The sequence below is a fragment of the Dactylosporangium sp. NPDC050588 genome (assembly GCF_040654975.1).
Classification (GTDB): Bacteria; Actinomycetota; Actinomycetes; order Mycobacteriales; family Micromonosporaceae; genus Dactylosporangium; species Dactylosporangium maewongense.
On the sequence record NZ_JBFAJA010000048.1, the window covers coordinates 14292 to 27507 of the forward strand.

Annotated in this window: 10 protein-coding genes; 2 read left to right on the forward strand and 8 right to left on the reverse strand. The window is 72.2% G+C overall.

Annotated features, from left to right (window positions below):
• Window positions 1–13 precede the first annotated feature (13 nt).
• The 7 genes from AB0I21_RS30340 to AB0I21_RS30370 form a co-directional block, all read right to left on the reverse strand.
• Entirely contained in the window at window positions 14–1189 is a 1176-nt protein-coding gene (locus AB0I21_RS30340) for an MFS transporter (RefSeq protein ID WP_360566253.1), read from the reverse strand.
• A gap of 62 nt (window positions 1190–1251) precedes the next feature.
• A complete protein-coding gene (locus tag AB0I21_RS30345) occupies window positions 1252–2490 on the reverse strand; it encodes a type III PLP-dependent enzyme (protein ID WP_360566255.1) in 1239 nt (412 codons plus the stop codon).
• 184 nt (window positions 2491–2674) lie between these two features.
• Complete coding sequence (locus tag AB0I21_RS30350) at window positions 2675–5437, reverse strand: EAL domain-containing protein (RefSeq protein WP_360566256.1); 2763 nt, start codon at window positions 5435–5437, stop codon at window positions 2675–2677.
• Window positions 5438–5554: 117 nt separating this feature from the next.
• Complete coding sequence (locus AB0I21_RS30355) at window positions 5555–6943, reverse strand: ROK family protein (RefSeq protein WP_360566258.1); 1389 nt, start codon at window positions 6941–6943, stop codon at window positions 5555–5557.
• Between the two features lie 100 nt (window positions 6944–7043).
• Window positions 7044–8303, reverse strand: a complete 1260-nt coding sequence (locus tag AB0I21_RS30360) for an ABC transporter permease (RefSeq protein WP_344505010.1) — start codon at window positions 8301–8303, stop codon at window positions 7044–7046.
• Window positions 8300–9073 (reverse strand): ATP-binding cassette domain-containing protein, encoded by a 774-nt coding sequence (locus AB0I21_RS30365; protein ID WP_344505009.1) that lies wholly within the window; start codon window positions 9071–9073, stop codon window positions 8300–8302. Before AB0I21_RS30365 ends, AB0I21_RS30360 begins: the two co-directional genes overlap by 4 nt.
• Window positions 9074–9173: 100 nt before the next feature.
• Window positions 9174–10271: a substrate-binding domain-containing protein gene (locus tag AB0I21_RS30370; protein ID WP_360566261.1), complete on the reverse strand. Its 1098-nt coding sequence runs from the start codon at window positions 10269–10271 to the stop codon at window positions 9174–9176.
• A 302-nt stretch (window positions 10272–10573) separates the two neighbouring features.
• Between AB0I21_RS30370 and AB0I21_RS30375 the strand changes: the two genes are divergently transcribed.
• The gene (locus AB0I21_RS30375) at window positions 10574–11509 is read left to right on the forward strand and encodes a hypothetical protein (RefSeq protein ID WP_360566263.1); all 936 of its coding nucleotides are present in this window, start codon (window positions 10574–10576) and stop codon (window positions 11507–11509) included.
• Window positions 11510–11514: 5 nt separating this feature from the next.
• Here the strand turns inward: AB0I21_RS30375 and AB0I21_RS30380 are convergent, their stop codons facing one another.
• On the reverse strand, window positions 11515–12384 hold the full coding sequence (locus tag AB0I21_RS30380; RefSeq protein ID WP_360566265.1) for a L,D-transpeptidase family protein: 870 nt from the start codon (window positions 12382–12384) through the stop codon (window positions 11515–11517).
• Between the two features lie 19 nt (window positions 12385–12403).
• Here AB0I21_RS30380 and AB0I21_RS30385 point away from each other — a divergent pair, with 19 nt between their 5' ends.
• Window positions 12404–13174 carry a M15 family metallopeptidase gene (locus tag AB0I21_RS30385; protein ID WP_360566266.1) on the forward strand — a complete coding sequence of 257 codons (771 nt, stop codon included), beginning with the start codon at window positions 12404–12406 and terminating at the stop codon, window positions 13172–13174.
• Window positions 13175–13216: the final 42 nt, after the last annotated feature.

Consider the following 13216-nt stretch of genomic DNA (forward strand, 5'->3'; position numbering starts at 1 on the left):
CGGGGGCGGCCGCTCAGCGGGCCGTCCTGAGCTTGATGAACGCCGACAGCGCCGCCGCCGCGAGGGTCGCCGCCGCCACGCCGCTGGTGAGGCCGATCGCCGGGGCGGCGACCAGCGCCGGCAGCAGCCGCACCGCGACCGCCCCGCCGAGCGCCCGGGTCGAGGCGCTCCACGCAAGGACCGTCGTCACCGTGCCCGGGGCGGCGTCGCGGGCGATGCGGGCGTCCATGCCGCCCTCGAACGCCGTCATCGACAGCCCCGACAGGAACTGCGCGAAGAACAGCCCGAGCAGGTGCGCCGGGGCGAGCAGCCAGCCGGCCAGCATGCCGACGCCCCACAGCGGCCAGGTGACCTGGATCGGCAGCCGGAGCCGGTCGACGAGCGAGACCGCCGACGACGACAGCAGGCAGCCGGCGCTGAACGCGATCGCCGCGCCCGCCACCGCCGTGTGACCGTGCAGCTCGCTGGCGAGGGCCACGGACAGCAGGGTGGGCCCGGCCGCGAGGAGCGTGACGAACCCGCCACCGGCGAGGACCGGCCACGGCAGCCGGGGGCGGCGCCGCCGGACCCGCGTCCTCGCCGGGCCGGGTCCGGCGTCGGTGCCGGCGTCGACGCCCGCCGAGTCGCGGACGCGCGCTCTGCGTGCGGTGAGGATCGTGGGGACGAGGCTCAGCCCGTACACGAGAAACACCGCCAGCTGGAAATGCCCCCGCAGCGGCAGCAGCGCCGCGACGCCGGCCCCCGCGGCCTCGACGGCGGCGATCGACAGCGCATAGCGGGTCATCGCCTGCGGCCGGGCATCGACGGCGGCGACCTCGGCCCGCATCGCGGCGAACCCGGCGTAGGCGGCGATGTGCATGACGACGATGCCCGCCGCGACGAGCTTGCCGTCCCAGCCGGCGAGCAGCGCGGCGAGCGTCGCCACCCGCAGCACGCCCTCGGTCCCGCCGGCGAGCAGCAGCAGCGTGCGCCCGTGCAGGTGCCGGGCGAGCCGGCCGGTGACGGGCGCGGACAGCACGACGCCGATGAGCATGGCGGCGTTGAACAGCCCGGCGAGGGCGAGCCCGCCACGGTCCACGGCGACGAGGTTGAAGACGGTCCAGCCCAGCGACAGGCCGAACGAGTCGACGAGCCCGGACACCATCAGCTCGCGCAACCGCCCGGCGCGCCGGCGCCCGCCGGGGGTCACACTGCGATGGCGGGACGGGCGCGTGGGCCGGTGCGTCCGCGGGGGCGCAACGGCCGTGGCCATCAGCTGCCGCCCACCCGGGCACCGGGCAGGTGCACCGGCACCCGGGACGGGGCGACGCCGCCGACGAAGACGGGCTCCGGCGGCGGGAAGCCGTTGAAGTTGGAGGCGTAGCTCAGCGTGTACGCCCCGGCGGAGCCGATGTACAGCTGGTCGCCGACGTCGATCGTGGACGGCAGGTTGACGCCGTAGAACATCGTGTCGGAGCTGTCGCAGGACGGGCCGGTGACGGTGAACGGCAGGTGCGGCACGAGCGCGTGGTCGGTCCGCGACGTCCACAGCGGGAAGCGCCACTGCTGCACCGTCTGCTGCGTCTCCATCATGCCGTGGTAGGCGCCGATGTCGAGGTACAGCCAGTTCTCCCCGGCCCGGACCTCGCGGCCCAGCACCGAGGACACCATGACGGAGCTCTCCGCGACGAGGTGCCGGCCGGGCTCGGCGGCGAGGACCGCCGGCCGGTACGGCAGCAGCTCGTCGAGGGCCGGCACGATCGCGTCGGCGATCTGGGCCAGCGACGGCACCCGCTCGACGTAGCGGGCCGGGAAGCCGCCGCCGAGGTCGAGCATCTCCAGGCGGACGCCGTCGGTGGCGAGGGCCGCCATCAGCCGGCCGGCGGCCGCGATCGCCTGCCGCCACGCGCTGGTGGTCGCGCACTGCGAGCCGACGTGGAAGGTGACGCCGTACGGCCGCAGGCCCAGCTCCCGCGCGAGCAGCAGCAGTGCCCGGGCCTCGTGCGCCTCGGCGCCGAACTTCCGCGACAGCGGGAAGCTGCTGGTGGAGTCGTCGACGCGCAGCCGGATGTAGACGGCGGCGCCGGGGGCGAGCTGGGCGAGCTTGTGCAGCTCACCCTCGGAGTCGAAGCTGAAGCGCCACAGGCCGGCCTTGCGGGCCTCGACGATCGCGGCGGGTGGCTTGATCGGGTTGCTGTACAGGACCTCGGCGGGGTCGACACCGATCTCCTGCAGCATCCGCAGCTCACCGATGGAGGCGACCTCGAAGCCGGCGCCGAGCGAGGCGAGCGTGCCGAGGATGTCGGTGCTGGGGTTGCACTTCATCGCGTAGAACGTGGACACGCCCGGGATCGCGGCGGCGAACGCGGTGTACCGGTCCGCGACGGTGTCCAGGTCGACTGCCAGGAACGGCGTGGGCATGTCGAGACCCGCCAGGGCCCGCGGCCCGAGGGCGGCCGGCCAGTGGCCGGGCAGGTCCAGACGCGCCTGGTCGGTGATGGCAGCCGTCATCAATGAGCTCCTTCTCGTGATGGCCCTGTGATGGCCTGGTGATGGCCCGGTGATCGCACGGTGGGGCGGCGGCAGGCGCCTCGCCCACGATGAGATCGGCACGCGCCGGCGGTTCCTGGACATGAGTGGCGTTGCTGGACGGGGGCGAACCCCACGCGGCCGCACCGGTGCGGCAACCGGGACCTCAGGCGGCGAGGGCGGCCGGGTCGCGCAGCAGGGCGCCGGCCTCGTCCGCCGGGAGCGGGCGGGAGAAGTAGTAGCCCTGGGCGAGGTCGCAGCCCATCCGGCGCAGCGCGAGGAACTGCGCGTACTGCTCGATGCCCTCGGCGACCGTCGCCATCCCCAGGCTCTGCCCGAGCTGCACGATCGTGCGGGCGAGGGCCGCGTCGGGGGTGGCGCCGCCGATGCGCTCGACGAAGGAACGGTCGATCTTCAGCGTGTCCACGGGGAAGCGGCGCAGGTATGCCAGGGACGAGTAGCCGGTGCCGAAGTCATCGATGGCGAGCCTGACACCGATCGCCTTGAGGCTGAGCAGGACCGCGAGGTTCTCCTCGGTGTCGGTCATCAGGACGCTCTCGGTCATCTCCAGGCACAGCCGCTCCGGCGGCAGCCCCGTGTCGGCGAGGACGCCGGCGACGATCGCGGGCAGGTCGGTCTGGTCGAACTGGCGGCCGGAGACGTTGACGGCCATCGTCAGCACCCGGTCCGGGTCGCCGGCGCCCCACTCGACGCCCTGGCGGCACGCCTCGGCGAGGACCCACTGGCCGAGGGGGCGGATGAGGCCGGTCGACTCGGCGAGCGGGATGAAGTCGGCGGGGGAGATCATGCCCCGGACGGGGTGGTTCCAGCGTATGAGCGCCTCGAAGCCGGTGACGGTGCCGGAGCGCAGCTCGATCGTCGGCTGGTAATACAGGACGAGCTCGCCGGTGCCTTCAGTGCCTCCATTGCCTCCCGTGCCTCCAGTGCCCTCCAAGGCGCGGCGCAGGTCGGCGGCGAGCTGCAGCCGGTCGACGAGCCCGGAGTGCATCGCCGGGTCGTAGCGGGCGAAGGTGCCCTCGCCGGCGGCCTTCGCGCGGTACATGGCGAGGTCGGCGTTGCGCATGAGCTGGTCGGCGTCGGCGGCGTCGGGGCCGGTGAGGGCGATGCCGATCGAGCCCCGCACGTGAATTTCCGTATTGTCGATATCGAATTGCAGGTCGAGGGCGTCGATGATGCGGGTGGCGAGGTCGTCGGCGTCGTCCGCATTGTCCACCACGTCGATGAGGACCGCGAACTCGTCGCCGCCGAAACGGGCGACGGTGTCGCCGGGGCGCACGGCGGCGGCGAGCCGGTCGGCGACCTGCACGAGCAGCTGGTCGCCGGCGGCGTGGCCGAGGCTGTCGTTGACCTCCTTGAACCCGTCGAGGTCCAGGAACAGCACGGCGATGTCGGCGTCGCCGCGGCGGCGCAGCGCCAGCTCGACCCGGTCCTTGAACAGGGCCCGGTTCGCGAGCTTCGTGAGCCCGTCGTGGAACGCCTCGTGGATGAGCTGGTCCTCGAGCTCCTTGCGCTCGGAGATGTCGCGGGAGTTGAGCACGAGACCCTGCACGTTGGCGTCGGTGAGCAGGTTGGTGACGGTGACCTCGGCGAGGCGGAAGTGCCCGTCGGCGTGCCGCATCGGGATCTCCACGACCCGGCTGGCGTACGGGGTGTCGGCGACCGCGCCGAACGCCTCCTCGAGGCGGGCGCGGGCCTCGTCGGGCAGGAAGCCGGTGAGCCGCTGCCCGGCGATGTGCTCGCGGTCGTAGCCGAAGACGCGGGTGATCGACTCTGACTGGTAGGTGACGGTGCCGTCGACGGCGACGACGGTGACGACGTCGGAGCTGTGCTGCACGAGCGCCTGGAAGCGCTGCTCGCTGGCTCGCAGTTCGGCGGTGCGGGCCTCGACCCGGTCCTCCAGGTCGCGGGTCAGGTTGCGGTTCTCCAGCAGGGTGAGCAGCTGGCGGCCGACGATGAGCAGGATGATCGCGGACCGCGACCAGGACACGAACGGGTCGTGCGCGCCGTGCCTGAGCACCTCGAACGTGCTGGTGCACAGGGCGCCGAGGACCGCGATGTAGGGCAGCATGACGCCGAGCGGACGCGTCAGCGCGTCGGAGTCGCCGGCCGCGTGCTCACGGTCGGGTTTGCGGGACGCGACGAGGATCAGCACGAACCCGACGAACCAGCCGAGGTCGAGCACGGCGCCGGAGCCGTAGTTGTCGATGAGCGTCAGGTACGCGTAGCCGCTGTCGGACACGGTGAACGCGGCCAGGCCGGTCCCGACCAGCGGCAGCGACATGGGCCGCTGCCCGCCGGCGCGCAGCCGGGCGAGCATGAACAGCACGACGGTGAGCACGACGACGTCGCCGCCCGGGTACCAGAGGGTGACCAGCAGCGCGAGGAAGCTGTCGGCGCCCTGCCGGGCGAGCGGGCCCAGGATCAGGATCCAGGTGATGAGCAGCAGCGACGCGGCGATCATGAGCCCGTCGAGAATGCTGCGGGCCTGCTGGGCGACGCTCTGCCGGCTCATCGGCAGCACGAGCAGCCCGGCCGCGGTGAACGGCATCATCCAGAAGTAGCCGGCGTCCGCGAGGGACGGGAACGGCACCTCGGTGCCCAGGATCGTCTCGTACCAGATGCAGAACATCTGCCCGACGCCCCAGGAGAACGCGCCGAGCCCGGTCAGCGCCCACGACCAGCGCACCCGGCGCGCGACGGGGCCCTTGCCCAGCGCCTTCGTCAGGCACCCCCACGCGGCGGCGAGCGCGGCGGCGAAGAGCGCGACGTTGGACGTGTTCTGGGCGACGATGGGCCCGCCGGCGCCGGTGACGAGCGCGACGAACAGCAGGGCGGTGACGGCGGCGGCGGAGCCGCACAGGATCGCGTACCCACGCGTCGGGACGACGTGCCGCAGCCTGCCCAGCAATGTCGCCTCCCGTCGTGGTTCCCGTCCAGCGCCAGGAAAGATCGGGTGACGGGCAGGAGAGCTGAGGCGTCGCGGGGCCCGGCAACCGCACCGCACCCGGAATTACGGAATTGCTGGTTACGCGAAATCGAGGGGGTCGGCGAAGAGCGGCTCGAACGCGAGCTCGGCGGCGCCGAGCAGGGCGGCGTCCTCGCCGAGGACCGGGGTCCGCAGCCGGACGTGCTCGCGGCAGGCGGGCAGCGCGTTGCGGTTGAGGCGGCTGCGCACCTGTGCGGCGGATGCGAGGTACACCTCCCGCAGCGTGCCTCCGAAGATCACCATCTCCGGGTTGAAGATGTTGACGAGGTTCGCCACGCCGAAGCCGAGCCAGTCGCCGACCTGCCGGACCGCCGCCTGCGCCGAGGCGTCGCCCCGCCCGGCCGCGTCGACGACGGCGAGGATGCCGTCGCGCCCGGACGACGGGTTGCGGCCGGCGGCGGCGAGCAGCGCGTGTTCGCCGATCTCGGTCTCCCAGCAGCCGTGGGAGCCGCAGCTGCACGGCTTGCCGGCGGGGTTGACGACCATGTGCCCGACCTCGCCGCCGTAGCCGCCGTGGCCGGTGACGGGGCGCCCGGCGGCGATGATGCCGCCGCCGACGCCGGCGTCGCCGTAGAGGTAGACGACGTTGTCGCAGCCGACGGCGGCGCCGCGGGCGTGCTCGGCGAGCGCGGCGAGGTCGGCGTTGTTGCGCACCTGCACCAGCGCCCGGGTCGGCGCCGGCTCGGGACCGTCCGGCTCGCCGAAGTCCTCGTCGGTGTCGTCGGCGGCGTCGGTACCGCCGGGCCGGGCGGACCGGGTCACCGCGCCGGACGGGTCGACCAGGTCGTGGGCCTGCGGCGTGCGCTGCGCGGGCACGATGCCCGCCGGGGCGGTGCGCACGCCGGTGGCGGGGAACAGGTCGACGCCGGTGCTGATGACGACGTCGGCGAGGGCCTCGCCGAGCGGCTGGTCGACCCAGCCGAGCTCGGGGCCGAGCCGGACGAACCCGTCCTCGCGGCGCACCATGGCGGAGACCGCCGCGGCGTTGCCGACGAGCCTCGCCCCGGGCGGGGCGGCCTTCTGCATCTTCCGGACGAAGTCGGCGATCGGCGCGACGACCTGCGCGGCGCTGCGGTCGCCGCGTTCCCGGACGGCGGCGTGCCGGTCGAGCACGACCCCGCCGAGCCCGACGCGGGCGGCGACGATCCGGTCGACCTCGACGGCGAACGCGAACACGTACACGTGCTCCGACTCGGGCCGCACGACCAGGGAGGGCCGGCCGGCGCGGCCGCGCTGCTCGCGGGGGACGCCCTCGCTGACGAGCCCGGCCGCCGCGAGGTCGGCGGTGAGCGCGCCGATCGTGCTGCGGTTGAGTCCCAGGCTCGTGGTCAGGTCGGCGCGGGACATGGCGCCGTGGAGGTGCACGGAGCGCAGGAGAGCACCGAGGTTGCTCCTGCGGATCTCCTCCTGGCTGGGGCCGACGCGCATGCTCGACTTTCTCGTTGATGGCTGCCGCTTACCGTACGGCCGTCCCGCTGGCCGGACCAGAGCCGTTCTGGCAGCTGTTCCGACCGGCGGGACGGCGCGGCTATCTCAGCCCGGCTGATGCGGCCCGGCGGCGGGACAGGGCGTCGATGCCGGCGGCGGCGAGCAGCACGACACCGGTGACGATGAACTTCTGCCCGGCGCTGTACTGCATGAGGCCCATGCCGTTCTCGATGACGGCGACGACCGCGCCGCCGAGGACGGCGTCCAGGACCCGGCCCTTGCCGCCGAAGAGGCTGGTGCCGCCGATGACGGCGGCGCCGACGGCGTAGAGCAGCACGTTGCTGCCGCCGGTGTTGGGGTCGACGGACGCCTGCCGGGACGCGGCGATGATGCCGCCGACGGCGGCCATGCCGGAGCAGATGACGAAGACGGAGATGCGGATCGCGTCGACGTTGATGCCGGCCCGGCGGGCCGCCTCCTTGTTGCCGCCGACCGCGTACAGGTGCCGGCCGTAGGCGGTGCGGCTGAGCACGAACGTCCAGATCACCAGCAGGATGCCGATGAGCAGGACGACCATCGGCACGCCCTTCTGCGAGAACAGGATGTTGCGGCCGCGTTCGAGGTTGAGCACGTAGACGCCGACGCCCATGAGCGCGGCGATCGAGCCGACGCGCAGCGCGATCACCGACATCGGCTCGACGGCGAGCCCCCGGCGGGCGCGGCTGGTGCGCTTCCACAGCTGCAGCGCGGTCAGGGCGACGATCGTCACGCCGTACAGGATCCAGCCCTGCAACGGGGTGAACCGGCCGTCAAAGTTGATCATCTTGATCGTCGGGTCGTCGACCGAGATGATCGTGCCGCCCTTGATGAGCAGCAGCACCGCGCCCTGGAAGGCGAGGAACGCGGCCAGGGTCACCACGAACGACGGGATGCCGATCTTCGACACCAGCAGGCCGATGACGAGGCCGATGGCGACCCCGGTCACGACGGCGCCGAGGATCGCCACGTACCAGGGGAACCCGTGCGTGGTGAGCAGGGTCGCCAGGACCGCGGCGCAGACACCGCTGGCGTAGCCCGCGGACAGGTCGATCTCGCCGAGCAGCAGCACGAACACCAGGCCCATGGCGATGACCGTGACGGCGGCGCCCTGGGAGAGCAGGTTGGCGAAGTTCGCGGCGCTGAAGAACACCGGCCGGGCGACCGAGAAGATGATCGTGAGCGCGATCAGGCCGAGGATGGCGGGCAGCGCGCCCATGTCGCCGCCGCGGACCTTCGCCAGGTACGTGCGCACGTAGAGGCCGAGGGTCGCCGGCTGGCCGTCGGTCGACTTCTCCTCCGGCGGCACGGTGGACACGGTCATGCCGTCGCTCCGTTCTTGCGCAGGCCGAGGTCGCCGCTGCGACCTGCGGTGATGAGCTCCACGACCTGGGAGTGGGTCACGTCGGTCGCGCTCACCTGGGCACACATCTGGCCGAGGTACAGGGCGGCGATGCGGTCGGCGACCGCGAACACGTCGTTCATGTTGTGCGAGATGAGCACGACGGCGAGGCCGTTGTCGGCGAGGCGCCGCACCAGCTCCAGGACCTGGGCGGTCTGCGCGACGCCGAGCGCGGCGGTCGGCTCGTCGAGCACGACGAGGCGGTTGTTCCACAGCACGGCCTTGGCGATCGCGACCGTCTGCCGCTGGCCGCCGGACAGGCTCGACACGTGCTGGCGGACCGACTTGACGGTGCGCACCGACAGCCCCGCGAGGGTCTCCGCGGCGCGCTGCTCCATCGTGATGTCGTCCAGGACGATGCCGCTCTTGATCTCGCGGCCGAGGAACATGTTCTGGACGATGTCGAGGTTGTCGCAGAGCGCGAGGTCCTGGTAGACGATCTCGACCCCGAGCGCGGCGGCGTCGCGCGGCCCGTGGACGCTGACCGGCTTGCCGTCGAACAGGTACTCGCCCGAGTCGATCGAGTAGATCCCGCCGAGGCACTTGACCAGGGTGGACTTTCCGGCGCCGTTGTCGCCGACGAGGGCGGTGACCTGGCCCGCGTACGCGGAGAAGTCCACGTCACGCAGGACCTGGACCGGTCCGAAGCTCTTGTTGAGCCCACGGACCTCCAGCAGAGGTGTGTCGGTCACGATGCTCCTTCTTGCATGTCCGACGACGGTGGTGATGGCAGCGCGCAGGCCCGGTGTCCGCGCTGGGGGGAACGCGGACACCGGGCCGGTCGGCTGGGTGCTACTTGATGCCCGCCGTGGCGCACTTGGCGGCGAAGTCGCCGGTGCACAGCTCGGCGACCGTGACATAGCCGTCGTCGACGACGTCCTTCACGTTGTCCTTCGTGATCGACTTCGGGGTCAGCAGGACGGCGTCGACCTCACGCTTGCCCTCGGGGTCGGTCACCTTCTGCGAGGTGGCGCCCTTCTCGCCCTTGGCCAGGCCGATGGCGAGCTTGGCGGCGGCGTCGGCCTCCTGCTTGACGGCCTTGTAGACGGTCATGCACTGGTCACCGTTGAGGATGTTCTGCAGGCCCTGGACGGTCGCGTCCTGGCCGGTCACCGGGACCTTGCCGTTGAGCTTCTGCTTCTTGAGGATGTTGATCGCGGCGTTGCCGAGGCCGTCGTTGGCGGCCAGGACGCCCGCGATGTTCGGCGTCGAGGTCAGCATCTGCTCGAAGACCGTGCCGGCGGTGGTGTTGTCCCACTCCGCGACCCACTGGTCCGGGCCCTTGACGTACTCGTTGCTGTCGTACTTGGCCTTGAGCACGCCGTCGTAGCCCTGCTTGAACAGGGTCGCGTTGTTGTCGGTCTGGGAGCCGTTGAGCTCGGCGATGACCGGCTTGGTGGCCTTCGCGTCGGTGAGGCACTTGACGAGGCCCTCACCCTGCAGCTTGCCGACCGCGACGTTGTCGAAGCTGACGTAGTACGCCGCCGAGCCGCCCAGCGTGAGCCGGTCGTAGTCGATGGTGGCGACGCCGGCGGCCTTGGCCTTGTCCAGCACGGCCTTGCCGGTGCCGGAGTCCAGGTTGACGATCATGAGGACGTTGACGCCGCCCGTGATCATCTGCTCGGCGATGGTCTGGAACGCGGCCTTGTCGTTCTGCGCGTTCTGGATGTCGTAGTCGACGCCGGCGGTCTTGAACGCCGCCTCGAGGTATTTGCGGTCCGCGGTCTCCCAGCGGGCCGAGGACTTGCTGTCAGGCAGGATCACGCCGATCTTCGGCTTCTTGGCGTTGCCGCCGCTGCCGGGATCGGCGGCCTTGTCGTCGCCGCAGGCGGTGAGACCGCCGGTGGCGAGGACGCCAACCGCCAACAGGGAGAGGATCCCTCTGCGCATTGCACGGGTCCTTTCGGATATGCGCCTCAGGGCGCTGGGGGGTTTCGGGGGCGGGGGCACCGTCGGGGTGTCTTCGGGACGACGGTGATTGTTGTGTCCGGCAACGTATTCCTCCGCGGCCGGTGGGCACAAGTCCACCGCGATTTCGAAAATGTTGTTGGCGGTAACAATTGCGCAACGCCGACGCAACCGCTCCCGCCGACATGATCATCGCCGGATTCGGTTGCCAACTGGTTGCGTAGAACGTGAAACCTGAGCGTTGTTTCCGCTTCGCTCCATTCGCCGTGGCTATCCTCGAGATCATGATCACTCCGCCGTTCGCGCCGGAGATCCTTGCCGAGTTCCCGGAGCTGACCGCGCTCGGCCGGACCGCGACCCGCCTGCACCCGCGCCGCGCCACTTCCGGCGGGCCCGGTGCCTCCGCCGGACCCGGCGCCGCTTCCCGCGCGGCCGGCGCCCCCTTCGGCGTGGCCGACGCCGGCGCGCCGCACGCCGCCCGGGTGCCCGATGCCGCCGTCCACCCGCCCAGGGCGGGGGACAGCCACGTCGGCGGGCCCCTGGCGTGGCCGGCGGACGAGCCGTGGCCGCTGTGCACGCACGAGCTGCGCGACGGCCGCCCGCACGCCAGGCCGAACCCGCTGGTCCCGCTCGCCCAGCTGTGGGCGTCGGACGTCCCCGACCTGCCCCGCACCGACCCGCACGGCGACACCTTCGACGTCCTGCAGGTCCTGTGGTGCCCCGTCGAGCACCTGCGCGACACCGCCGGCCCCGCCGTGCAGATCCGCCACCGGCGCGCCGCCGACCTGCCGACGGACCTGCTGACCGACCCGCCGCTGGGCGACGTCCAGCACGCCGGCTGGCTGCCGACGCCGTGCCTGCTGCACCCGGAACAGGTCACCGACTACCCGTGCGCCGACGCGCTGCCGCCGGCCGTCCGCGACCGCATGCCGCCGGGTGTCGCGGCCGGGTTCGTCGCGCCCGGCTGGAAGGTCGGCGGCTACCCGCGCCGTGCCGGCGAGTTCCCGTGCCCGCACTGCGGCATGCCCAGCGACCTGCTCCTGGTCATCTCCGATCACGAGTACGACGACGCGTCGTTCCACTGGATCCCCATCGAGGAGCAGGACCTGGACTGGTCCGCCCCCGACGGCGACGCGCACCAGCGCCCGACGGGCCTGCGCCTCACCACCGACGTGCATCTGTTCACCTGCCCCGGCTGCGGCGCCACCCACGTGAGCTGACCGGTTCAGTACCGCGACAGCTGGCCGGTCGGCGACAGCACGATCCGCGGGTTCGCCGCCGGGTTCAGCCACCGCAGCAGCGCCACCAGGTCACCGGTGGGCAGCGCGACGCAGCCGAGCGTCGGGTTGCCGTTGGTGACGTGCAGGAAGATGCCGGACCCGCGGCCCGGCGTCGCCGGCATGTTGTAGCGGATCACCGCGAAGTGGTTGTACTGCGGGCTGATCTGCCACAGCGGCTCGCTCGGCCCGCCGGGGTTCGCCCCGTGGTGGAACGTGTTGTAGCCGGGGGAGTCGCTGTTCTCGTCCCACCAGTCGTCCTGCACCACCCGGTGGTAGGTGTACTTCACGCCGGGGTTGGCGGAGATGCCGTACATGGTGCCGTCGAAGCCGAACACGCCGGTCGGGGTCGTCTTGTCGCCCTCGTGCTTGGCGCCGCTGAACCCGTTGGCGCCGATCTTCGCGGTCATCGCCGGCAGCGCCGGCTGCCACGCCCCGCCGGTCTTCGCGTAGGCCTGCAGGCTCGCCGTGGTCGCGGACGCGCTCGCCGCCTGCACGATCACGACCTGCGTCGTGCCGGACGGCAGCGTCCTGAGCCGCGACGCGTCGTTGGCCGCGACCGCCGCCGCGGCGGTCTTCGACGGCGACGGCTTCTTCGACGCCGAGGCCGACGCGGACGGTGACACCGGCACCGACGGTGACGCCGCCACCGATGCCGTCTCGGCCTCCAGGGGCGGCGCCGCGGCCTCCGACGCGGACGGGCTCGACTCCGGCTGCGCGGACCGGGAGGGCTTCCCACACGCCGTGAGCACCAGCACCAGCGTGGCGAGCGTGAGCAGGACCTGCGGGGCGCGTCGTCTGCGCTGGTCAACCGGCACGACACATAGTATCGGCTGCATGCGCAACCGTTCCCGCACCCGCCCGGTCGCCGCCGTCGTGAAGTTGGCGCTGGCGTCGGCGCTGGTCCTGCCCGTGCTCGCGGGTTGCGGGGGCGGCTCCGGGGGCACCGCCGCGAGTGGGTCGCCGCCGTCACGGGCCGTCGCGGCGAGCTCGTCGACCGCGTCGCCGAGCGCCGCATCGCCGAGCGCCGCCGGTACACCCGCCTTCGTCGGCACGGTCGAGGTGCTGTCCGCCGAGGCGCGGCAGCGGATGACCGGCGTGTCGTGGCGGCCCGGCTGCCCCGTCGGCCTCGACGACCTGCGGCTGCTGCGGCTGTCCTACGTCGGCTTCGACGGCACCGCCAGGGTCGGTGAGCTGGTCGTGCACCGCGCCATCGCCGACGCGGTCGTGCGGGTCTTCGGCCGGCTCTACGCGGCGCGGTTCCCGATCCGCAGCATGCAGACGATCGAGGCGTACGGCGGCAGCGACGACGCCTCCATGGCCGCGGACAACACGTCGGCGTTCAACTGCCGCAACGTCCCGAACACCACGCACTGGTCCAACCACGCGTACGGCCGCGCGATCGACGTCAACACGGTGGAGAACCCGTACCTGCCGGGGAAGCAGATCATGCCGTACGCCGGCAAGGACTACCTGGACCGGCGTAATGTCAGACCCGGCATGATCGTGGCCGGTGACGTGGTCGTGACCGCGTTCAAGGCGGAGGGGTTCGCCTGGGGAGGCGCCTGGAAAACCGGCGTGGATTACCAGCATTTCGAAAAACCGTAATGGGGTGCCGCGCGGGGTGAGGCCGGTGGCACGGATCCCATA

Coding starts and splice junctions, on each gene's coding strand:
- AB0I21_RS30360 (WP_344505010.1), bottom strand. CDS start 8,303: ATGACCGTGTCCACCGTGCCGCCGGAGGAGAAGTCGACCGACGGCCAG.
- AB0I21_RS30375 (WP_360566263.1), top strand. CDS start 10,574: ATGATCACTCCGCCGTTCGCGCCGGAGATCCTTGCCGAGTTCCCGGAG.
- AB0I21_RS30355 (WP_360566258.1), bottom strand. CDS start 6,943: ATGCGCGTCGGCCCCAGCCAGGAGGAGATCCGCAGGAGCAACCTCGGT.
- AB0I21_RS30345 (WP_360566255.1), bottom strand. CDS start 2,490: ATGACGGCTGCCATCACCGACCAGGCGCGTCTGGACCTGCCCGGCCAC.
- AB0I21_RS30370 (WP_360566261.1), bottom strand. CDS start 10,271: ATGCGCAGAGGGATCCTCTCCCTGTTGGCGGTTGGCGTCCTCGCCACC.
- AB0I21_RS30385 (WP_360566266.1), top strand. CDS start 12,404: ATGCGCAACCGTTCCCGCACCCGCCCGGTCGCCGCCGTCGTGAAGTTG.